General features: G+C 51.4%; 20 protein-coding genes. 11 read left to right on the forward strand and 9 right to left on the reverse strand.

Features of this window, described 5'->3' with window-relative positions:
* Nucleotides 1–15: 15 nt before the first annotated feature.
* Complete coding sequence (gene ssuE / locus BL249_RS11470; RefSeq protein ID WP_099705269.1) at nt 16–564, reverse strand: NADPH-dependent FMN reductase; 549 nt, start codon at nt 562–564, stop codon at nt 16–18.
* Between the two features lie 217 nt (nt 565–781).
* Between ssuE and pyrD the strand changes: the two genes are divergently transcribed.
* Nucleotides 782–1,792 (forward strand): quinone-dependent dihydroorotate dehydrogenase, encoded by a 1,011-nt coding sequence (gene pyrD / locus BL249_RS11475; RefSeq protein WP_099705270.1) that lies wholly within the window; start codon nt 782–784, stop codon nt 1,790–1,792.
* A 186-nt stretch (nt 1,793–1,978) separates the two neighbouring features.
* Nucleotides 1,979–2,524 (forward strand): cell division protein ZapC, encoded by a 546-nt coding sequence (locus tag BL249_RS11480; protein ID WP_099705271.1) that lies wholly within the window; start codon nt 1,979–1,981, stop codon nt 2,522–2,524.
* Between the two features lie 10 nt (nt 2,525–2,534).
* Here BL249_RS11480 and BL249_RS11485 read toward each other — a convergent pair whose 3' ends face one another.
* Nucleotides 2,535–3,644 carry a YcbX family protein gene (locus BL249_RS11485; protein WP_099705272.1) on the reverse strand — a complete coding sequence of 370 codons (1,110 nt, stop codon included), beginning with the start codon at nt 3,642–3,644 and terminating at the stop codon, nt 2,535–2,537.
* A gap of 104 nt (nt 3,645–3,748) precedes the next feature.
* Here BL249_RS11485 and rlmKL point away from each other — a divergent pair, with 104 nt between their 5' ends.
* From rlmKL to rmf, 6 genes are all read left to right on the forward strand, one after another.
* Nucleotides 3,749–5,881 (forward strand): bifunctional 23S rRNA (guanine(2069)-N(7))-methyltransferase RlmK/23S rRNA (guanine(2445)-N(2))-methyltransferase RlmL, encoded by a 2,133-nt coding sequence (gene rlmKL / locus BL249_RS11490; RefSeq protein WP_099705273.1) that lies wholly within the window; start codon nt 3,749–3,751, stop codon nt 5,879–5,881.
* Nucleotides 5,872–7,788, forward strand: a complete 1,917-nt coding sequence (locus tag BL249_RS11495; protein WP_099705274.1) for an ABC transporter ATP-binding protein — start codon at nt 5,872–5,874, stop codon at nt 7,786–7,788. Before rlmKL ends, BL249_RS11495 begins: the two co-directional genes overlap by 10 nt.
* A 16-nt stretch (nt 7,789–7,804) precedes the next feature.
* Nucleotides 7,805–9,079 carry a membrane integrity-associated transporter subunit PqiA gene (gene pqiA / locus BL249_RS11500; protein ID WP_099705275.1) on the forward strand — a complete coding sequence of 425 codons (1,275 nt, stop codon included), beginning with the start codon at nt 7,805–7,807 and terminating at the stop codon, nt 9,077–9,079.
* Complete coding sequence (gene pqiB / locus BL249_RS11505) at nt 9,066–10,709, forward strand: intermembrane transport protein PqiB (RefSeq protein ID WP_099705276.1); 1,644 nt, start codon at nt 9,066–9,068, stop codon at nt 10,707–10,709. Before pqiA ends, pqiB begins: the two co-directional genes overlap by 14 nt.
* On the forward strand, nt 10,706–11,287 hold the full coding sequence (pqiC, locus tag BL249_RS11510; protein ID WP_099705277.1) for a membrane integrity-associated transporter subunit PqiC: 582 nt from the start codon (nt 10,706–10,708) through the stop codon (nt 11,285–11,287). The genes pqiB and pqiC overlap by 4 nt, the downstream gene beginning before the upstream one ends.
* 277 nt (nt 11,288–11,564) lie before the next feature.
* A complete protein-coding gene (gene rmf, locus BL249_RS11515) occupies nt 11,565–11,732 on the forward strand; it encodes a ribosome modulation factor (protein ID WP_099705278.1) in 168 nt (55 codons plus the stop codon).
* A 59-nt stretch (nt 11,733–11,791) separates the two neighbouring features.
* Here rmf and fabA read toward each other — a convergent pair whose 3' ends face one another.
* A complete protein-coding gene (gene fabA, locus BL249_RS11520; protein WP_099705279.1) occupies nt 11,792–12,310 on the reverse strand; it encodes a bifunctional 3-hydroxydecanoyl-ACP dehydratase/trans-2-decenoyl-ACP isomerase in 519 nt (172 codons plus the stop codon).
* A gap of 67 nt (nt 12,311–12,377) precedes the next feature.
* Nucleotides 12,378–14,171 (reverse strand): S16 family serine protease, encoded by a 1,794-nt coding sequence (locus tag BL249_RS11525; protein ID WP_099705280.1) that lies wholly within the window; start codon nt 14,169–14,171, stop codon nt 12,378–12,380.
* A 147-nt stretch (nt 14,172–14,318) separates the two neighbouring features.
* Between BL249_RS11525 and matP the strand changes: the two genes are divergently transcribed.
* Nucleotides 14,319–14,780, forward strand: coding sequence for a macrodomain Ter protein MatP (matP, locus tag BL249_RS11530; protein WP_099705313.1), 462 nt, complete (start codon nt 14,319–14,321; stop codon nt 14,778–14,780).
* 85 nt (nt 14,781–14,865) lie between these two features.
* Here matP and ompA read toward each other — a convergent pair whose 3' ends face one another.
* Together ompA and sulA are read right to left on the reverse strand one after the other, a co-directional pair.
* Complete coding sequence (gene ompA, locus BL249_RS11535) at nt 14,866–15,930, reverse strand: porin OmpA (protein WP_099705281.1); 1,065 nt, start codon at nt 15,928–15,930, stop codon at nt 14,866–14,868.
* 344 nt (nt 15,931–16,274) lie between these two features.
* A complete protein-coding gene (gene sulA / locus BL249_RS11540) occupies nt 16,275–16,775 on the reverse strand; it encodes an SOS-induced cell division inhibitor SulA (RefSeq protein ID WP_099705282.1) in 501 nt (166 codons plus the stop codon).
* Between the two features lie 187 nt (nt 16,776–16,962).
* Here sulA and BL249_RS11545 point away from each other — a divergent pair, with 187 nt between their 5' ends.
* Nucleotides 16,963–17,586: a TfoX/Sxy family DNA transformation protein gene (locus tag BL249_RS11545; protein WP_099705283.1), complete on the forward strand. Its 624-nt coding sequence runs from the start codon at nt 16,963–16,965 to the stop codon at nt 17,584–17,586.
* On the opposite strand, the gene yccS is transcribed toward BL249_RS11545, so the two are convergent.
* Together yccS and BL249_RS11555 are read right to left on the reverse strand one after the other, a co-directional pair.
* Nucleotides 17,549–19,714, reverse strand: coding sequence for a YccS family putative transporter (gene yccS / locus BL249_RS11550; RefSeq protein WP_099705284.1), 2,166 nt, complete (start codon nt 19,712–19,714; stop codon nt 17,549–17,551). The two genes, BL249_RS11545 and yccS, sit on opposite strands and share 38 nt — an antisense overlap.
* Nucleotides 19,714–20,169: a YccF domain-containing protein gene (locus tag BL249_RS11555; RefSeq protein ID WP_099705285.1), complete on the reverse strand. Its 456-nt coding sequence runs from the start codon at nt 20,167–20,169 to the stop codon at nt 19,714–19,716. The genes yccS and BL249_RS11555 overlap by 1 nt, the downstream gene beginning before the upstream one ends.
* 126 nt (nt 20,170–20,295) lie before the next feature.
* Between BL249_RS11555 and helD the strand changes: the two genes are divergently transcribed.
* Nucleotides 20,296–22,350 carry a DNA helicase IV gene (gene helD / locus BL249_RS11560; protein WP_099705286.1) on the forward strand — a complete coding sequence of 685 codons (2,055 nt, stop codon included), beginning with the start codon at nt 20,296–20,298 and terminating at the stop codon, nt 22,348–22,350.
* Between the two features lie 18 nt (nt 22,351–22,368).
* On the opposite strand, the gene BL249_RS11565 is transcribed toward helD, so the two are convergent.
* Entirely contained in the window at nt 22,369–22,827 is a 459-nt protein-coding gene (locus tag BL249_RS11565) for a methylglyoxal synthase (protein ID WP_099705287.1), read from the reverse strand.
* Nucleotides 22,828–22,843: the final 16 nt, after the last annotated feature.

The raw sequence follows: 22,843 nt of genomic DNA on the forward strand, positions 1-22,843 counted from the left end.
TCAGCTTGCTGGCGTTCAGGCGCTGACCTCGGTACTACGCTGTCGGCTGATAGCACTGACAAACGTTGCCAGCGCCTGCTGAAAACGTAACGTGAGTGCCGGCGTTAATTGCGGCTGGTTTTGCTGATAGCTGATCTCCTGCTCCTGGGCAAAGACGCCCTGTAATATCTCCCGGGCTTTTAAGGCGTTAAGCACAGGTTTCAGCGCGTAATCAACCGCCAGCATATGGCCAGCACTGCCGCCGGTGGCCAGCGGCAGGACCACTTTATTTTCCAGCGCCCGTTCTGGCAGCAGGTCGAGCAGGGTTTTTAGCGCGCCTGAAAATGAGGCTTTATAAATTGGCGTGGCTACAATCAGGCCGCTGGCTTTTTGCAGATCCTCACATAATGCCAGCAACGCCGGCGCGTCAAAGCGCGCATGCAGTAAGTCTGCCGGATCAAAATTGTGCAGATTCCACGGAATAACCTCAACGCCACGGGCGGTGAGGTAATGCTGTGCCAGCACCAGCAAAGACGATGAACGTGACGGATAGCGCGGGCTGCCCGCCAGCGTGATAACGCACATTGCCGCTCCTTATAATCAACAGTTGTTGATTAATCCTGCATTAATACTTTGTGGCATTATCCTGGCAGAGCGGTGGACATCCGGTAAATGCTTTATCCGGTATTCATCGTGCATGGAATGCAAAAGCAGGCGGTGATGCGAAGACAAGTCATTTTATTTTCAGCCTGATATAGCGGATAATCGTCCGCCGGTTTGCATCGGCAACTCAGGAGAGTAAATGATCTATCCCCTTGTCCGTCAGGCACTGTTCCGGCTCGACCCGGAACGGGCGCATGAATTAACTATGCAGCAATTACGTTTTATCAGCGGTACGCCGCTGGAAGGGTTGATCCGTCAGCCACTGAATGGGCGCAGCGTCAAATGTATGGGGCTGACTTTCAGGAATCCGCTGGGTCTGGCCGCAGGGCTGGATAAAAACGGAGAGTGTATTGATGCCTTTGGCGCGATGGGATTTGGTTTTATCGAAATCGGTACCGTAACGCCGCGCCCGCAACCCGGTAACGATAAGCCCAGGATGTTCCGGCTGCCGCAAGCACAGGGTATTATAAATCGCATGGGATTCAATAACCTGGGTGTTGATAATCTGGTTGAGAATGTCAAGAAAGCGCGCTTTGATGGCATACTGGGTATCAATATTGGTAAAAATAAAGATACCCCAGTGGAGCAGGGCAAAGAAGATTATCTGACCTGTATAAATAAAATTTATCCCTATGCCGGCTATATTACCATTAATATTTCGTCACCAAATACACCTGGATTACGCAGTCTGCAATATGGTGAGGCGCTGGATGATTTATTAAGCGCGGTGAAGAATAAACAAAATGCGCTGGAAGTTAAATATCATAAATATGTGCCGATCGTTGTGAAGATCGCGCCGGATCTTTCCGAAGACGAATTGATCCAAATAGCTGATAGTCTGGTCAGACATAATATTGACGGCGTGATTGCGACGAATACCACCCTCGATCGCAGCCTGGTGCAGGGATTAAAATATGCGGATGAAGCAGGGGGGCTAAGCGGGCGTCCGCTTCAGCTTAGTGCCACGCAAATTGTTCGTCGTCTGACGGATGAGCTGCAAGGAAAATTACCTGTTATTGGCGTAGGTGGCATTGATTCATTGCTGGCCGCCAGAGAAAAGATTGCGGCAGGGGCTTCGCTGGTACAAATATATTCCGGTTTTATTTATCAGGGACCGTCGCTGATAAAACAAATTGTGACCTATCTCTAAGCCAATTCTTAGATAATGCAGCCAGGGGCTTTATTTTCTCCACTGGCTCGTTTATATTTTATCTAGTCTATAGTTATTTTCATTGCGGCTGAATTTCGCGTATCAAATATTTTCGGATTCCGAGGTATCAGAATATCGGGCAGCTTATTTGTAACTAATTATTTAATAGCAACCACAAGGCGCACAATGAGGATTAAACCTGACGATAACTGGCGTTGGTTTTATGATGACGAACAGGACAGAATGATGCTTGATCTGGCTGACGGCATGCTGTTCCGTTCGCGTTTTCCACGTAAAATGTTAACGCCGGATGCTTTTTGCGAAAGTCGCTTCTGTGTCGACGATGCGGCGTTTTATTTTAATTTTGAAGAGAAATGCCGTCATTGTCAGTTAAACAGCGAACAGCGCGCTGAACTGATACTCAATGCACTGGTTGCGCTGCGCTTTCTGAAACCACTGATGCCAAAAAGCTGGCATTTCGTCTCACAGAACCACAGTCACTGCCCGGAACCCGGTGAACGCGTGTCAGTAATCCTGTGCGAAAACAACCAGCGTGCAGAGCTGCTGGTGGTTGAAAACGGTGAAAACGCGGCGCTGTGCTTACTGGCCCAGCCTCAGCTGCAGCTAGCCGGACGCACGATGGTGTTAGGCGACGCCATTAAAGTGATGCATGACCGCCTGATGCCTGCGCCGCCGGCAGCCAGCGACTTACGTTACGACCACGCGGTCTGACACTATTTTGTCAGGCCAGGCTGATGTCGCCTGCCGGAATACAGCTACAGGACAAAATGGTGCCGTCATTTGCAACCGCACTTTGTTTCATCGGTTTAACCTGGCCGGATGTTAACGTCATACGGCAGCTGCCACAGATTCCCGCCCGACAGGAATAGGGAATGCGAAAACCGTGCATTTCCAGCTGTTCCAGTAACACCTGCTGATTATTGCCTTTTACCGTCTGGCCCTGATAGTGAATGCTTATCTCCTGGGGATGGTCGTCGCTTAGCTGGAGGGATTCCACCATTTTGCCGGCGCCATAACTGCGCGGAGACTTGCGGCTTAATACCGTCAGTTCGTCACCGGCGCGTAATATACCGCTATTACTGGCCAGCAGATTAATACCAAAATCCACGTCACCACTGCCATCTGTTGCGGTACGGAAATTTTGCAGGGTGGTCAGCGGCTCGCCAGCGGGATGTTTACGTCCGCGCTCGGTACTGACAGTGGTGAGAATACAGCGTGAACAGGGTCTGCTGACTTCAAAGGTGACATTGCCGATGCGCAAAGATGACCAGCTATCCTCATCCCAGGCCGGCGCACCGGTAACGATCAGGTTAGGCCGGAATTGTTCCATTTTGATTCCCGCCGGCGTGCGGTTCTGCACATCGCGAAAGGACGCTTCATTAATCAGCAGGTAGGGAAAACCGTCGGCGAAGCCGAGGGGGATCTGATCATAACGCTTGACGCGGCGCGTCATCTTCTGACCAGTCCAGCGTAGCTGTACCGGCCGATCAAAATAGCTGCTGAGCCAGTTGTTAATGGTGTCGGGGGCAATCTGCGAGGTAAAATGCTGTCCCCAGACTTCGGTGGCCGCTGCCTGAGGTTGAAAATCGCAAAAGCGTACTACGGCGCTGCGGTTATCCGGGGCGGTCAGGTAAAGTCCCTCAGCGGTCAGCGCTGGGGTAAACAGCACCATTTGCGGAAACTGACGGGCTGTGAGAAAGGTGCCATTCTCGTCGCTAATCATAAATGTGCGATCGAAAGCCAGCCCGCTATCCAGCGCCTGCGCATGAGAAACCTGCAGGCCGCGCATTGATTTAATGGGATGAATAAAAAGGCGGGTGAGTGAAATCATGGGGGCTCCTTGCTCCAGCCATTACAAAAAAAGCTAACTTTATGACATGTGACGCGCATTCGCTATAATGCGCAACAATTTTTGAGAAGACGATAAGTGAGTTTATGAAATCTCTGTTTGCCAGTACGGCGCGCGGACTAGAAGAGCTGTTAAAAAGTGAACTCGAACAGCTCGGTGCCAGCGAATGCCAGATTGTTCAGGGCGGCGTGCATTATCAGGGTGACGATCGTCTGATGTATCAGTCGCTGATGTGGAGTCGGCTGGCTTCACGCATACTGCTGCCACTGACAGAATGTCGGGTGTACAGCGATCTGCATCTCTATCTTGGCGTTCAGGCTATTGACTGGACCACAATTTTCAGCGGTGACAAAAGCTTTGCCGTGCATTTTAGCGGCATTAACGAGGTTATCCGTAACAGCCAGTATGGCGCGCTAAAAGTCAAAGATGCGATTGTTGATAGCTTCACGCGCAATAACCTTGCCCGACCGAATGTTGACCGTGAACAACCGGATATTCGCATTAACGTCTGGCTGCATAAAGAAACCGCCAGTATTGCGCTTGATCTGAGCGGTGAAGGGCTGCATCAGCGCGGTTATCGTCAGCAGGCCGGCCTGGCGCCGCTTAAAGAGACGCTGGCGGCGGCGATTGTTTTACGTTCTGGCTGGCAGCCGGGCACCCCGATGGTTGATCCGATGTGTGGTTCTGCCACCTTACTGATTGAAGCGGCTATGATAGCCGCGGATCGGGCGCCGGGTTTGCATCGGACACACTGGGGTTTTTCTGGCTGGTCACAATATGATGATGAACTGTGGAAAAACGTGCGCAGTGAGGCACAGGTACGTGCCCGTCGCGGATTGCAGGAAACCAGCTCGCGCTTTTTTGCTTATGATAATGATGACCGGGTACTGACTCAGGCGAAGGCCAACGCGCGTCGCGCCGGGGTTGCTGAACTGATTAGCTTTGCCCGGCAGGATGTGATTCATCTGACTAATCCGCTGCATCAGGGGCCGACCGGCACGGTAATCAGCAATCCGCCTTACGGTGAGCGTCTGGACAGTGAACCGGCGCTGATTGCGTTGCACAGCCTGCTGGGGCGACGTTTGAAGCAGCATTTTGCCGGCTGGCAGCTGTCATTATTCAGCGCATCTGTCGATTTACTTAGCTGCGTGCAGCTGCGGGCAGACCGACAGTTTAAAGCGAAAAATGGTCCGCTCGACTGTATTCAGAAAAATTATCACCTGGCGGCCGGCAGCGGCGAAAGCGCTGGCGCTGAGGTGGCGGGTGACTATGCTAACCGCCTGCGTAAAAACCTGAAAAAAATTGATAAATGGGCGCAGCAACAAGGGATTAACTGTTACCGGGTCTACGATGCCGATCTGCCGGAATACAATGTGGCCGTCGATCGTTATGCTGACTGGGTGGTGATTCAGGAATATGCACCGCCAAAAACAATTGATGCACATCGCGCCCGTCAGCGGCTGTTTGACGTGATTTCTGCCACGCTGTCGGTACTGGAACTTCCGGCTAACCGTCTGGTGCTGAAAACCCGTGAAAGACAGAAAGGGAAAAGCCAATACCAGAAGCTGAGCGAAAAGGGCGACAGTTTTGAAGTTCAGGAGTATGAGGCTCGTCTGTGGGTGAACCTGACGGATTATCTTGATACCGGACTGTTCCTTGACCACCGCATCGCCCGCCGCATGCTGGGTGAAATGAGCCAGGGTAAGGATTTCCTGAATTTATTTGCTTATACCGGCAGCGCCAGCGTACACGCCGGACTGGGTGGCGCCCGTACCACCACCACGGTGGATATGTCGCGTACTTATCTGGAATGGGCAGAAAGAAATTTGCGGCTGAATGGTCTGAGCGGGCGTCAGCACCGCCTGATACAGGCCGACTGCCTTGGCTGGATGAGTGAAACTGATGAACAGTTCGATCTGATTTTTATTGATCCGCCGACGTTTTCTAACTCCAAACGCATGGAAGAGAGTTTCGACGTGCAGCGCGACCATTTGCGGCTGATGCGCGATTTAAAGCGTCTGCTGCGTGCTGGCGGGACAGTGGTATTCTCCAATAACCGCAGGGGCTTTAAAATGGACCACGACGGGCTGAAGGCGCTGGGGCTGCTGGCTCAGGATATTACGGTCCGTACGCAATCGCTGGATTTTGCCCGCCATCGTCAGATACATAACTGCTGGCTGATAACCCACGCCGGTAAGGAAACAGTGCCATGTCATTAATCAGTATTCATGGCGCATGGCTGTCATTCAGCGATGCGCCGCTGCTGGACAATACCGAGCTGCACATTGAAGAAAATGAGCGGGTTTGTCTGGTTGGACGCAACGGTGCCGGTAAGTCAACGTTGATGAAAATTATCAACCGGGAACAGTCGCTCGATGACGGGCGCGTGGTTTATGAAAACGACCTGATCGTTGCCCGCTTACAGCAGGATCCGCCGCGTAATATCGCCGGTTCGGTGTATGACTTTGTGGCGGAAGGTGTTGAAGAACAGGCCGAATACCTTAAAGCTTATCATGCCATTTCACATCGCGTGATGCAGGATGCCAGTGAAAAGAATCTTAATGAGATGGCGCGCCTGCAGACGATTCTTGACCACCAGAATCTCTGGCAGCTGGAAAGTCGTATTCACGATGTTTTGCAACAAATTGGTCTGCAGCCGGACATGCAACTCTCTGCACTGTCAGGCGGCTGGCTACGTAAAGCGGCGTTGGGCCGCGCGCTGGTCAGCAATCCCCGGGTATTGTTGCTCGATGAGCCGACAAACCACCTGGATATTGAAACCATTGACTGGCTGGAAAACTTCCTGAAAGGTTTTAGTGGCAGTATCGTTTTTATCTCTCACGATCGCTCGTTTATCCGCAATATGGCTACCCGTATTGTCGATCTTGACCGTGGCAAGCTGGTTTCCTGGCCTGGTGATTACGATCTCTATCTTAGCGGCAAAGAAGAGGCATTGCGGGTGGAGGAGATGCAAAATGCCGAATTTGACCGCAAGCTGGCACAGGAAGAAGTGTGGATACGACAAGGTATCAAAGCCAGACGGACACGTAATGAAGGCCGGGTACGGGCGCTTAAAGCACTGCGCCGTGAGCGCGCCGAGCGCCGTGAGGTGATGGGCAAAGCCAATATGCAGGTCGGTGAGGCAACGCGCTCTGGCAAAATCGTCTTTGAACTGGAACAAGTCAGTTACCGTAATGCAGAAAAAAAACTGGTGAACGATTTCTCCGCCCAGGTACAGCGGGGGGATAAAATTGCGCTGATTGGCGCCAACGGCTGCGGCAAAACCACCTTACTGCGCTTAATGCTCGGTCAGTTAAAGGCTGACAGCGGTCGGGTACACAGCGGGACTAAACTGGAAGTCGCTTACTTTGATCAGCACCGTGCCGAGCTGGATCCTGATCACACGGTAATGGATAACCTTGCTGAAGGTAAGCAGGAGGTGATGGTAAACGGCAAGCCACGGCACGTTTTAGGTTATCTGCAGGATTTTCTGTTCCATCCCAGGCGGGCAATGACACCCGTACGGGCGCTGTCGGGTGGCGAACGGAATCGTCTTTTACTGGCAAAATTATTCCTGAAGCCCAGTAATCTACTGATACTGGATGAACCGACGAACGATCTTGATGTGGAGACGCTGGAACTACTGGAAGAGCTGATCGACGGTTATCAGGGTACGGTACTGCTGGTGAGCCACGATCGTCAGTTTGTCGATAATACGGTAACCGAATGCTGGATCTTTGAAGGTGATGGTGAGATTAATACGTTCGTAGGCGGCTATCATGATGCCATGCAGCAGCGTGCGGCCTGGTATTCTGCTCGTCAGCCGGTGAAAACTGCGCCGGCCGTTGTGGCAAAAAAGACGGCACTAAAAAACGATTCGGCCAAACCGGTTACCACTAAACTCAGCTATAAACTGCAGCGCGAGCTGGAGCAAATGCCTGAACAGCTGGAAACGCTGGAGTTGTCGTTAGCACAACTGCAGTCGACGGTGAACGATCCGGGATTCTTTAATCAGCCGCTTGAAGTGACGCAACCGGCACTGGATGCGCTGTCTGCGGCTGAGAAAGCATTAGAAAGCGCTTTTCAACGCTGGGAGTATCTTGAATCCCTGAAAAACAGCGATTAAACCACAGGAGAGAGGGATGTGCGCATCACCCCCCGCTGAACAATGGATACTCTGCCCGCAGTGCGATCTGATGACGCATCTGCCACCGATCAGTGTCGGGCAGAGAGCACGCTGTCCGCGCTGTCATTCAACCTTATTCACGCGCTGGCGGGATACGCGTATCCGCGCTACCGGCTATACGCTGGCAGCACTGTTTATGCTGATACTGGCCAATCTGTTCCCGTTCATCAGTATGCAGGTAGCGGGCTTCAACAATCAGATTACCTTGTGGCGCATTCCGCAAGTGATGCTTAGCGAAGATTATGCCAGTCTGGCCATGCTGTTTTTGCTGTTTGTTCAGGGCGTGCCGGCGCTGTGTATGCTCACTATTTTCCTGTTGGTGAACCGGGTCCGCTTGCCGCTGGCCTGTAAGCGGCTAATGGCCAGGGTACTGTTTCATCTTAAAACCTGGGGTATGGCCGAAATTTTTCTGGTGGGCGTGCTGGTTAGCTTTGTCAAGCTGATGGCCTACGGTGATATTGGTCTTGGCAGCAGTTTTTTGCCCTGGTGTTTGTTCTGCTTGTTACAGCTGCGTGCCTTTATGTGTATTGACCGGCGTATGCTGTGGCAGGAGATAGCGCCGCTGCCTGCGTTACCGGCTATGCCGACACCAGGGATCAGCGGTCTGGCGCAACAACTGCGCGCCTGCCGCTGTTGTGCCGCCGTTTTACCGGCGCAGCAGACGGTCTGCCCCCGTTGTCATACATATGGCACGCCGCGCCGTCGCCATAGTCTGCAATGGACGCTGGCTTTGTTGCTCACCTCTCTGATGCTTTATATCCCGGCTAATTTACTGCCTATCATGGTGACTCAGGCGCTGGGAAATAAGATAACCTCAACGATCATGGCCGGCGTGGTGCTGTTATGGGGTGAAGGTTCGTACCCGGTGGCGCTGGTTATTTTTATTGCCAGTATTATGGTGCCCAGCCTGAAAATGTTGGCCATAGGCTGGCTTTGCTGGGATGCCGCTGGCTATGGCCGGCGCGACAGTGAAAAAATGCATCTGATTTATGAGGTGGTTGAGTTTGTTGGCCGCTGGTCAATGATTGATGTTTTTGTTATCGCGATTCTTTCCGCGCTGGTCAGAATGGGGCAACTAATGAGTATTTATCCGGATATCGGGGCGCTGTTGTTTGCGCTGGTAGTCATTCTGACCATGATTGCGTCAATGACCTTTGATTCCCGCCTGACGTGGGATCGTGCACGCTACGCACAGCACAACCGGAAGGAGCTGAAACTTGCAGGAGAATAATCAGGGCTCAGCCCAGATAGAACAGATCAAACGCTGGTCACCGGTATGGATCGTGCCGATTGTTACCCTGTTGATTGGCGGCTGGATCCTGTTCTGGCATTTTAGTCATCAGGGGCCGGAAATTATCTTAACCACCACCAATGCTGAAGATATCGTCGGCGGTAAAACGGCGATTAAAAGCCGCAGTGTCGATGTTGGTATGGTTGAAAGCGTGACGCTGAGTGATGACCTGCATCATGTTAAAATTAAAGCGCGGCTTAATGCGGGCATGGAAAAACTGCTGCACACCGACAGCGTTTTCTGGGTAGTGAAACCGACCATTGGTCGCTCCGGCGTCAGTGGTCTTGGAACGTTATTCTCCGGTGCCTATATCGAGCTGCAGCCAGGAAGCAAAGGCAGCCAGGCCAAAGAGTATGCTTTGCTTGATGCGCCGCCGCTGGCGCCACCTGACGCTAAGGGTATCCATGTTATTTTAGACAGCGGCAAAGCCGGTCAGCTGACGCCTGGCGATCCGGTGCTGTTTCGGGGTTACCGGGTTGGCTCGGTGGAAATGGCGCATTTTGATACCGAAAAACGTATGATGACCTACCAGCTGTTTATTACGGCACCTTACGACAGATTAGTGACCACAAACGTTCGCTTCTGGAAAGACAGCGGTATTGCCGTCGATATGTCTGCATCGGGTATGCGTGTTGAAATGGGCTCGCTGACGACGCTGTTCAGTGGCGGCGTCAGTTTTGACGTGCCACAAGGCTGGGATTTAGGTAAGGTGGCGCAAAATCAGGCGGAATATCGCTTGTTTGACGATCAGCGCAGCATCCAGGATTCGCTGTATACCGAACATCAGGATTTCCTGATGTTCTTTAATCAATCAATTCGCGGGCTGCAACCCGGCGCACCGGTTGAGTTCCGCGGCATCCGTCTGGGGACCGTTGCTGAAGTACCCTTTAAGTCCATGGCGGTTGCTCAGGCGCTGAATAACGATTACCGCATCCCGGTGCTGATTCGCATTGAGCCGGATCGCTTGCGCAGTATGCTGGGGGGCGATTTTAATATTGATCAGCACCTGAAAAGCGGCATAACACAAGGGCTGCGTGCGTCGCTGAAAACCGCCAATTTACTCACCGGCGCGCTGTATGTTGATCTGGATTTTTATAACAATATCAAAGCCTACACAGGTCCGGATAAAGTATCCGGCTATGATATTATTCCGACAATTGATGGTGGTCTGAACCAGATCCAGCAGAAGCTGGTGGCGGTACTGGACAAGATCAACAGCCTGCCAATTGATCCGATGCTCAATGAGGCCACTCGTACACTGAAACAGAGTCAGCAGTCGATGCGTCAGCTGGATCGTACGCTTAGCAGTCTTAACACGCTAATCAGCAGTAAGGAAATGCAAAAGCTGCCGGCCGACATGCAGCAGACGCTGATTGATGTTAACCGCAGTCTGCGTGGTTTTCAGCCCGGGTCACCGGCATATAATCGTCTGGTATCGGATATGCAACGTCTTGACCAGGTTTTACGTGAACTGCAACCGCTACTGCGTACGCTGAATACTAAGAGTAATGCGCTGGTATTTGAGGCTAAACCCGGCCAGGATCCGCAGCCAAAGAGGGCACATAAATGATGAAGTGGATCCCTGTATGTATAATGGTGCTGGCCCTGAGCGCCTGTGGCGGCGCAGGTCAGCCATCTTATTATCAGCTGCCGCAGGCTGATGCTGTGCTGAGCAGCCAGCTGCACAAAGATGCCACCGGCCGGCCAGCGGTCTGGATTGAACGACTGACGCTGCCGGACTATTTATCCGCCGGCGGAATTGTTTATCAGACCAGCAAGGTCAATTATGTTATCGCCAGTCGTCATTTGTGGGCCAGTCCGCTTGACCAGCAGCTAAAGCAGGCGTTGATCAATAATTTGTCAGCTCAGCTACCTGGACGGGTGGTGTCTGCAACAGCACTGGGGGATCGGCCGGATGTGCTCAGCGTAAATATTACCGCTTTCCAGGGCCGCTACGATGGTCAGGTGGTAATCAGTGGTGACTGGATACTGCAACAGGGTAATATTATCAGACGTCAGGGTTTTTCACTGAGTCTGCCATTGCGTGACGACGGTTACCAGCCATTGGTGAAAACCTTAGCCGCAGGCTGGCAACAGGTTTCTGCTGAGATTGCCCGCCAGTTGTCATCGGCTGCCGGCAATCGCTAATCTTTACTTTTCGCTAAGTCCTTGATTGCTGACAGATGAAAATTTGTCAGGATCAGGGGCTTTTTCAATGTTTTTCCGCAGGTTAGTCATCTGGCTAGCGCAGAGTAAACGCTTCGCTTTACTTTCTTTACACGTCATTTTGATGACATTGGCGTGAAATTTGCGCATTGATCTTTGCTGATACAGGGGTTAAAACCAACATAATGGCTGCTTTCCTGAAGTAGCCATTGCTTTCTTAACATCCGAATTCCACCAGTCAAAATGAGGGAAACAAGGTATGAAGAGACAGAAAAGAGACCGACTCGAGCGCGCACATTCTCGCGGTTATCAGGCAGGCATCAGCGGACGTTCAAGGGAAATGTGTCCTTACCAGATGATTGATGCCCGGTCTCACTGGTTGGGAGGCTGGCGACAAGCCATGGCGGACAGAACGACGCTGGCGTGATTCTGTTCGTTGTCAGGAAAAAACCTCCGCTGATGCGGAGGTTTATTATTATTGGTGACTCAGAAAGCGCTGGTGTCTTTGAACAGACCCACTTTCAGATCGGTAGCGGTGTAAATCACATGGCCATCTACCAGTACTTCACCATCAGCCACCCCCATCACCAGTTTGCGGCTGATAACGCGTTTGAAGTGAATGCGGTAGCTGACTTTGCTCGCTGTTGGTAATACCTGGCCGGTAAATTTCACTTCACCGACGCCCAGCGCACGACCTTTACCTTCTGAACCCAGCCAGCCCAGATAAAAACCGACCAGCTGCCACATTGCGTCAAGTCCAAGGCAGCCAGGCATAACCGGATCGTTAACAAAATGGCAGCCAAAGAACCACAGGTCCGGCGAGATATCCAGTTCTGCCTCGACGTAACCCTTATTATATTTTCCGCCGGTTTCATTCATTTCAACCACACGGTCCATCATCAGCATATTGCCTGACGGAAGAGGCGGGCCACCGGCGCCGAACAGCTCACCACGACCAGAAGCCATCAGGTCTTCTTTAGAATAAGAATTACGTTTATCTACCATGAGTTCTATAGCCCTATTTTCATGAGTGTCGAAGATTAGCGAACAGCTGTACGCTCAACAACTCCGATCAGTTGTGATGTAACCAGTTAAGCCAGCGCAGCGGCCATGGACGGTGGCGGTTTTCCTGCTGGTTCATTTGCGCAATACGTTCCTGAATTGTTCGCAACAGGCAGGGACCGCGTTCGGTATTCCACACTTTATCCATCAGCAATGGCAAGGCTTGTTCAATATGGCTGACGGTCCAGAGGTGGAACTGTTCTTCCCTGACGGCGTTGATCACGTCGTCGTTAAGGGCCAGATGGCGCACATTACTTGCAGGTAAAATAACACCCTGTCTGCCGTTTAGCCCACGCTGCTGGCAAATCTGGAAGAAGCCTTCAATTTTTTCATTCAGTCCGCCAACAGGCTGTACATTACCAAACTGATCGACCGAACCGGTAACGGCAATCTGTTGATTCACAGGCTGATTCGCCAGGGCGCTAATCAGCGCACATAGTTCGGCCAGCGATGCGCTGTCACCGTCTACTTCTGAATAAGACTGCTCAAAAACAATCGAGGCCGAGAAGGGCAGCTGCTGCTCCAGTTCGAGTTCAGATACCAGCCAGGCCTGCATAATCATCATGCCTTTTGCATGAATATTGCCGCCAAGTTCCGCTTTACGCTCAACATCGGTAAATTCTCCGTCACCGGGATGGACGACGCAGCTGATACGCGAAGGTTCACCAAAGGGGCGTGGATGACCAGGAAATTCGATTACAGAAAGGCCGTTTATCTGACCGACGACGGCGCCTTCAGTATCGATCAGGATTTGATCGAGCAGAATTTCATCCTGCATGCGCTCGGCAAGGAAGCCTTCGCGCCAGGCGCGTGCTTCAAGCGCGCTCTTTAACTGACTGGCGGCGAGACGGTTATCTTCGCTGTAAATTAACGCATCCTGTAGCTGACGTGTCAGCCAGCAGGGGCAAAGCGGCAAGGTTTCCTGGTCACCGGTATAACGTACGCTTTCAATGATCAGCTGCGACCAGAAATCGCTTTCAATGTCACCAATATCGGCACGATTAGCCACCTCACGCACCCACTGACACCAGTCAGTCATTTCTTCATCGTCAACAATCTGTATGTTTTCTTCAAACTCACTGTAGATGGCCAGGGCTGACAATTCGGCTTCCATTTCCTGAAATTGCGCCAGCGCTTCGCGATCGCCGGCTATCAGCAGGCGGAAGGTTAACGGCATGGCGGGCACAGAAACAGGCAGCGCGCGGGTTTCATCTGGTGATAACCAGATGTATTGCTGGCTGAGAAAAATTTGTTTCAGCCGCAGCCACATTAAGGGCTGGCTAATGATAGCTCGCAGCGAAATGATCAGCGTCCCACCATTAATGCGGTGCAGCAGGCCCGGTTCAAGCGTCAGATTGTCACGGAAAATACGCACACAGCCAAACAGCTGTTCAGGTTCAATCCAGTCGGCCACGCCAACCTGACCGGACAGACAGGCAAAGTTATCTTCCGCCGTTTCAACACTGCGCCAGCGGGCCTGATTTCCTTCAAGACTGTAATGCCCACCGCACCAGTGTGGTGGCTTATCTGCTTGCAGCATCATCAATCGGTCGCGCAGTAGCGTCAGGTATTGTCCATATTCTGCGATTTTTACCAGCATCATTGCCGGTTGTGCCGTCGTCAGACTGAAGGTCTGCAAACCGTCTGCCAGGCGTGCCTGAATTTTTTCAAAACACCCTGAAGTATCCTCAGGGAGCTGAGAAAAAAAGTGCTGATAATTATCGGTTTGTGGCCGTAGTACCTGCCAATCTAGTTTGTTACTGGTCAATGTTATCGATTTATCTGAAATGAACAAAGGGCGCATTATACTGTATTTCAGCCGGTTAAGCACCGCGCCTGTCAATTTAGCTGTGATGCCGCACACCTTTTGCTAAGTACAGCGGTTTTCCGGTTTATGTCACCTGAAAAGCTGTTATGCTCTGTAAACAAGGCGATCAGCATTGAGATTCCGATGAAATATCAGCAGCTCGAAAATCTTGAAAGCGGATGGAAATGGAAATATCTGGTAAAAAAACACCGCGAAGGGGAATTGATCACCCGTTATATTGAGCTAAGTGCGGCTCAGGTTGCGGTGGATGAGCTGCTGGCTATGGAAAACCGGCCGGTGGAGGTATTGTTGTGGATACAGCAACATATCAATCCGGCGCTGGAAAATCGTATGAAGCAGACGATACGTGCCCGACGTAAACGTCATTTTAATGCGGAACATCAGCATAGTCGTAAAAAATCAATCGACCTTGAATATCTGGTATGGCAGCGGCTTGCCGGTCTTGCCCAGCGGCGTAAGCTGACCCTGTCTGAAACCATTGTGCAGCTGATTGAAGATGCTGAGCGCAAAGAAAAATACGCCAGTAAGATGTCGTTACTCAAAGAGGACTTGCAGGCTATTCTTGGCGATTCTAAAGAGCGCTGAGCCTGTAAAGAGGCTGTAGTCATTGTCACCCGAAGAACAGAAATAAAAAACCCCGCATCAGCGGGGTTTTTTCAAAGCCGGTTACTTAAGCCTGTGGCTGAGTAACAACGTCTTTAATGCCTTTAACTTCGATTTCTACGCGACGGTCAGGCGCCAGGCAGCTGATCTGGGCATTGCGGCCTTTCACGCTGTTACAGGTGCTGCCGGTAACAGGGTCAGATTTGCCCATGCCACGTGCAGAGATCTTGTTAGACGGGATACCTTTAGAAACCAGGTAGTCAACAACGGACTGAGCACGTTTCTCAGACAGCTTCTGGTTGTACTGGTCAGAACCGATGCGGTCGGTGTAGCCCAGAACGATGACAGAACCATCTTTCGGATCCATTGAGCTCAGCTGGCTGTAAAGCTGATCCAGCGCCTGCTGACCTTCAGGTTTCAGCGTTGCTTTGTTGAAGTTGAACAATACGTCTGACTTCAGAGTAAAGCGTTTGGTCTGAACAACCGGAGCCGGAGCAGGTGCCGGAGCTGGAGCAGCCTCATCCTGGCCGAAGCGGTAAGAAACACCCAGAGCCAGCATGCCGTTATCAGGACGGGTACCAACGGTAGTCGCGTCACCGATGTTGTTCACCCACTGGTAATCCAGACGGGTTGCCCAGTTTTTAGTGACAGCATATTCAACACCAACGGCTGCCAGCGGAGAAACGCCAGTGTCGTTGTCGCTGATGCGGGAATTAGTGTTACCGTTATACTGGGTTGAATCAGCACGCCATACCATACCGCCCAGGCGAGTATAGATATCGAGATCATCAGTGATCGGGTAGCTCAGTTTCGCTGCCAGCTGAATGCCCTGTGCTTTGAACGCGCCGTTAACAGTATTGCCTTTGTAAGGCATACGTCCCAGCCAGTCATAGCCCAGTTCGAAGCCCAGATAAGGATTCGCCTGATAGCCCACGAATGCACCAGCGCCCAGTTGACTTTCATGGGTCGGGCCATCGTTGTTGACATAACCGTTACCGTAGTAGCCTTTGTCGTGATACTGAGACCAGCCCAGTTTACCACCGACGTACCAGGTATTATCTTTCGGAGCGGCCTGCGCTACTGTAGCGAAGCCAGCCAGTGCCACTGCAATTGCGATAGCTGTCTTTTTCATTTTTGCGCCTCGTTATCATCCAAATAGGCAAGGAGCTGAATTTAGCTCTTGGTTTAATCCTTCGCCGGGCTTTATAGCTCGATTATTACGCTTCCGCATGGAGGTTGTCGGAGCACCTCGGCGTGATAAAGTCTACAACGTCGTGAAAAACTTACAAGTATGATGTTGGGTAGCGCGATAAAAAAATAGCGTTTTATACATATCTTTTAACAATTGTCGCGCAAAAATCAACAGTGATTATATCTCATAACGTCGCTAACCCATTGTCAAAGCGCGCCATAACAGAATCATAAGCTTATCGAAGGCTTCAGGCGGCATAACGCTGAGAAAATTCCCATTTTTACTTAATGATACAAACTTGAGGGAATTTTCAGGCTGTTTACTGGTCCGTTGATGGTTTTCTGACGATCTGTCGTGGATAAAATTAAGCCGAGGGCGTGACCTGTTTTTGCTGCTGCTTCCAGCATTTTCCTCTGTTCAGGAGACAGCGGGCTTTGCAGCCAACCAATTACCACGCTGTAATTGCCAGTCTGTAATGCTTTGATCATTGCATCGAGGGTAGTCACTTCCCCCGGACGCTGAACCTGCATCATTTTATTCAGTGGCAGTCCGGTTGATTTTAGCCAGGGACGACTGATTTTTTGTTCTGATGTTAACCACAGCTGCCAGCGGGATTCAAGACTCAACTGCTGCAGCAGCGGCAATAACATCAGCTGCAGCATTGCTATCTGACCGTCACCGATGACGAGTTCGGCAATGCTACCGGAACTTAGTGTGGTTGCCGGACAGGCGTTTACATGCACAGGTTTGCTAACACGATAAGAATGAGAAAGTTGAGTACGCATAATTAATTCACCTGTATTGTCACTGTATGAATATACAGTATCCGTGTCATGGCTGAAAATCAACCTGATTTTTTTCAAAACACCTCGCAAATCTGACACGACGTTGACAAAAACAGCGGCAAGGCATTGATTGCTTTTACTACAACCTCTAATGTCAGGGGCAGCCCGGTTAATTAACAAGGAGGAAATGATGACGACAAAAGGACGTATTGAGCGCATTACCAGGGTTCTGGACCCACTGGGCACGATTAGCGTGCGCACGCAATTTGGTGGCTACAGCCTGAGCGTAGGTAAAGCCGTCTTTGCTGTGGTTGCTAAAGGTGAGCTTTATCTGCGCGCCTGTGAAGCGTCCAGGCCCTATCTCTGTGAACGCAAGCTGCATACGCTACAGTTTATGAAGCGCGGTGTACCGGTCAGCCTTGACTATTATCAGGTCAATGAAACCTTGTGGCAGGAGCCAGAGCAGTTGCTGGCTATATCACGGCTGTGTTTAAAGGGCGCGCAGCAGCATATTGAAGAATCGAGGCAGGCACGGCAAATACGGGATTTGCCCAACATCGGTCAGCAGCTTGAACGCTTATTGCGTGCTGCGGGCATTAGCAGCATCGGTGCGCTCAGAGAAGAGGGCGCAAAAGCCAGCTGGCTTAAGCTGCGGGCGTTAAATGCGCATCTGGGTCTGAATACGCTTTTCGCGCTGGAAGGTGCGTTAAGTGGCCTTCACTATCAGGCGTTACCTGAAGATGTGAAGGCCGATTTGCGGCGCTGGTATGAGGCTAAGATTGCCGAGCTTGAGCGTCAGCGCTGTCGATAGCAATAATACGCGCCTGAAGCGCAGTTAACTCAGGTAGTAAAGCAAGTAGCAATAAAATCTGTTGTAAAATCAGGTGGGCGCTGCTTTCTGTCTGTGGTTCCAGCGTTTCAATTCGGCTAAACAATGCAGCGTGCTGTTTGTTCAACGCCAGGGAAAGTGCAGCGTCTGGCTGCAAGGCATCATCAACATAACAGACGGCATCATCCAGTAATAATAATAACGCCTCGTCCTCGATTTTTTCTCTGTGGGCCCCGAGAGCAGAAATATAGCTTAACAGTGAGTGACATAAGCACAGCAGGCGAAACGCTTCCTCGTTCTGTAAACCGGAGTGGGCCTTTTTGCCAGATCTGTTGGCAATTACCGTGGCCAGTTCTGCGGCTGCATTGTGTGCCTGACGTCGGGCGATCCGGTAATCAACACGATTATCTTTACCCTGATGATATTGCACCAGAATGGCATCCAGATAACGACAGTGGGCGTCCAGCGTACGGCGAATCACGGAGGGCAAATCGCGAAAACGCCAGTCAGGCCAAATCCAGCTGACCGCCATCCAGGCAATTGCGCAGCCAATCAGGGTATCAATAATACGAGGCAGCGCGATTTCATAGCCTTCACCAAGCAGATTAAAGCAGAGCAATACCAGCAGGGTAATGAACATGGTAGCGTGTGCATATTGTATCGTGCGAAAAGCAAAAAATAGCACGCCACTGAGCACAATCAGCAGTAGCTGGCCCTGAACTGAGGGAACCATCCACAGTACCGGCAAACCAATCAGTATCCCGGCAATTGTCCCCGCTATCCTCAGTGACAGCCGGTGTTTTGTCGCATTGTAATTAGGCTGGCAGACAAACAGGCTGGTTAATAAAATCCAGTAGCCATGTTTCATGCCGGTAAGCTGGATGGCTGCGTAGCTGCAACATAATAACAGTGACATGCGAACCGCATGACGGAACAGCGGTGAAGCCGGAGAGAGGTGACGACTGACGCGCAGGCGAATGTCATGCCAGCCGGTCAGTCCCTCATCGGGCAACTGATTTTCGCTGGCATTGGGCTGTGCTAATCGCCGTTCAGATTCAATAGTGGCCAGCTGGGCGTCAATTGCCAGCAGGTTGTTGAGCAGATAATGCATGGCTTTTCGCTCGGCAGGGAAGCCGGCATGCGCATCCAGCTGAGCCAGCGCGATTCTGAGGTTGTTGAATTGTGCTTCAAAACGCGGATCGTGTTGATATTGCCGCCGCAGCAAAATGGCCTCCGCCAGCTGGCTACAGGCTTTTGCCTGCAGCGTTAATACCCGCTGAAAACGAAACAGAATATCGCTGTGACGGAAGGCATCACGTAACCTGTCGTACTGAACATGGGATGAACTGGCTCTTTCATGTATATCCTGCGCAGCAAAATAATAATGCAGAGAGCGTTGAGTACCGCGCTGTGCCTGATCGCCGCGCAGCCGGCTTTGTACTGAGGCTTTGGTGATGTTCAGTTGTGCAACTAACTGACTGTCGGTCATTGCCACGTCAATTAAGCCGCAATTACTGCCGGTCTCCGCGTCGGGGTCAAACAGGCCGGCCTTGGCTTCAAGATAGTGCGACAGCTGGATAAAGGTGCTGGCGAGGTTTTCCTGCAACGGACGCACCGGGAAGAGCAGATGGCCACAGAGTGTGAGCAGGTTATACCAGGCGGCGCCGAGCAGTAACAGAAGAGGTTGAAAGTACCATTGAGAAAACAGTCCAACACCCAGCAAGGTATAAAGTGCGATAAGCAAAGCACCGAAGGCAATTGTTGCATAGCGTTGACCCAGGGCGCCGAGCAAAATAAACCCCCAGGTGGAAAGACCGAGCCCAATAAAAAACAGCCAGGGCCAGGGGTAAAGCAGCTCAACGGAAACTGATGCCGCGCAGAAACAAATCAGAGTAATAATCAGATTTTTCAGGCGCCCGCTCAGGCGATCATCAAGGTCAGCCAGCGCGGCGGCCACCACACCCAGGGTTAGCGGAATAGTCCAGGTAACCTGTTGCAAGCAGAACGGCACCAGGGTCGTTCCGGTTAGCGCCAGTAAAATACGCAGATTATATAACCAGGCACTGCTGAGTCTGAAACGGCGCAGAGTCAGCGAAAGGAGAGGTTGCATTAGTTTCCCTGATTAAAACGCTGACGGGCGTTGGCATCACGTGCAGCACGCGCTTGTTCAACGGTCACCACCCGGCGTCCAACCGGCCAAAGGGCAATGGCGGCAATCTTGAGGTTGGCAATGCCAACCGGAATGCCAATAATAGTACAGCACTGTACAATGCCAATAAATATATGGCTCAGGCAGAGCCACCAGCCAAACAATATAAACCAGACAATATTCAGCAGGGTACCTGCGCCATTACGCAGCGTGTTGCGACGTTCGGGATACAGTTCATCAACGTGTACGGGTTCATTGCCAAAGGGCAGGAAAGAGAGCCGGGTGATTTCCCAGCAGGAGCGGGTTAAAGGCAGGGTAAAGATCAACACTATAGAAACCAGTGTCGCCAGCAACCAGCCGAGAGTGGTAATGAAGCCACCCAGTACAAAGTTCAGAATGTTTAGTACAGTGCGCATGGCACTTCTCCCGTTAAATATGAAACACAATGTTCAATGCCTTGATTGTAACGCGTTTTAGCACTGGAGCGCTAAACCTGCTGGCGGTAAACTATCCGGATTACTTATTGCTACGGGGCCAGGTGCATGGAACTGAAATCAACGTCGCTTGGCAAACATCTGGCGCGGCATCCTTATAACCAGGTGCGTTTACTGAATGCCGGCGTTGAAGTCAGCGGAGAGAAACATCAGTACCTTATTCCTTTTAACCAGTTGCTAACCATTCGTTGTAAGCGTGGAGTGGTGTGGGGTGAACTGGAGTTTACGCTGATTGATGAGAAAGTGGTGCGCCTGCACGGTACTGAGTGGAACGAAACCCAGCGTTTTTTTCACTATCTGGACAAAGCCTGGACCCGCTGGAGTGAAGAAATGAGCGAGGTGAGCGCAACGGTGCTGGCCGACGCCGTCAGGGTTATTGACGATGTTAAACAACAGTCTCGCTGGCTTAAAAGTAGCGATATTACCGATCTGCGTCAGCAGCTTGATAGTTTATTTTCTGCTTTGCCATTGCCGCATCAGCGCTTGCCGCAATTTGCAAACTGCGGGCAGCAGTGGGCGTATTGCCAGTGCTGGTACCAGCAGGCCGATGAGCAGCGCCAGCAGCATAATGCGCAGTGGAGCAGCCGCATGCTGGAAGAGTATGCCGATTTCTTTAATACGGTAGAATCCACTCCGCTAAATGAATCACAGGCGCGCGCGGTGGTAAATGGTGAAGATGCGGTGTTGACTCTTGCCGGTGCCGGCAGCGGTAAAACTTCGGTACTGGTTGCCCGTGCCGGCTGGTTAATACAACGTAAACTTGCCAATCCGGAACAAATTTTGTTGCTGGCATTCGGCCGTAAAGCGGCGGAAGAAATGCAACAGCGTGTTCAGCAGCGATTGAACAAGGAAGAAATTGACGTCAGAACGTTTCATTCACTGGCATTGCATATTATTCAGCAAGCCAGCCAGCGCCCGCCGGCTATCAGCGTGCTGGAAACTGATGCCATGAAAAGACGCGAATTTCTGGTTTCGGTCTGGCGCCAGCAATGTGCTGAAAAAAAAGCGCAGGCAAAAGGCTGGCGTCAGTGGCTGGAAGAAGAATTGGGCTGGACGCTGGATGATGCGGCTTTCTGGCAGGATGAACGGCTGGCTAGCCGCGTAGCCAGCCGGCTTGAGCGCTGGCTGGGATTAATGCGTACCCATGGCGGTGCACAGGCGGCAATGATAGAACAGGCACCGGACGCGCTGCGCGATCAGTTTAGCAAGCGTGTCCGGCTGATGGCCCCGTTAGTTAAAGCCTGGAAAAGCGCGCTTAAGAATGAAGGTGCGGTGGATTTTGCCGGTCTGATTCATCAGGCGGTCAATTTGCTGGATAAAGGTCGTTTTATCAGCCAGTGGAAAGCGATTCTGGTTGATGAATTTCAGGATATTTCACCTCAGCGCGCCTGCCTGCTGGCCGCGCTGCGTCGCCAGAATACGCGTACCTCGCTGTTTGCTGTCGGCGATGACTGGCAGGCTATCTATCGTTTCAGCGGTGCGGAAATGGCGTTGACCACGGCCTTTCATCACCATTTTGGTGAGGGTGACCGTTGCATACTTGATATTACCTATCGCTTTAATGAACGTATTGGCGACATTGCTAACCGTTTTGTTCAGCAAAATCCACATCAGTTAAAAAAGCCGCTTAATAGCTTACGTAAGGGCAGTAAAAAAGCGGTGATTTTATTACCTGAAAACCAGTTCGAAGCTTTACTAAATAAACTCAGCGGTTTTGTCAGGCCACAGGAAAAAGTGCTGGTGCTGGCCCGGTATCATTACCTGCGTCCGGCTGAGCTGGATAAAGCAAAAACCCGCTGGCCAGGACTGGATATTGAATTCATGACGATTCATGTCAGTAAGGGCCGTCAGGCTGATTATGTTATTTTGCTCGGATTATCTCAGGGTAAAGAGGGATTTCCGGCTGTTGCCAGGGAATCGGTAATTGAGGAAGTCCTGCTGCCGGTACCGGAAGATTTTCCCGACGCCGAAGAACGACGTCTGGCTTATGTGGCGCTTACCAGAGCCAAAGAACAGGTATGGCTGCTGTTTGACCCGCAGGCACCTTCTGTATTTGTTGATGAATTTAAACGGCTCGGCGTATCAGTACAGCGTAAGCCCTGATCGACCCAGGCCACGAACCTATTGTAACCGTTGCTGAAGGTAGCGTTGATAATCGGGGATCATTATCTCCAGTTCGTGGCTGAAAAGTGGGGAATGAATAATAAAATCCGCGGTAGCGCGGTTGGTGGCAACCGGAATATTCCAAACAGTCGCCAGCCGCAGTAAGGCTTTAACATCCGGGTCGTGCGGCACTGCATTTAAGGGGTCCCAGAAAAAAATCAACACATCAATTTTACCTTCTGAAATCAGGGCACCTACCTGCTGATCGCCACCCATGGGGCCGCTGAGCATTGATTTTACTGGCAGACCGGTCGCCCGCTGAATAAGATTGCCGGTGGTGCCGGTGGCATACAAATTGTGGTGGCTGAGTATCTCTTTATAACGTTCGACCCACTGCATCAGCGCCGTTTTACAATGATCGTGGGCAACCAGCGCTATATGTTTTTTTTCATGTATTTTTCGTGTGGTTTGATCCATAAGACATGTCCTGGTG

The sequence above is a fragment of the Erwinia sp. OLFS4 genome (genome assembly GCF_002752165.1).
In the GTDB taxonomy this organism is placed as follows: domain Bacteria; phylum Pseudomonadota; class Gammaproteobacteria; order Enterobacterales; family Enterobacteriaceae; genus Izhakiella.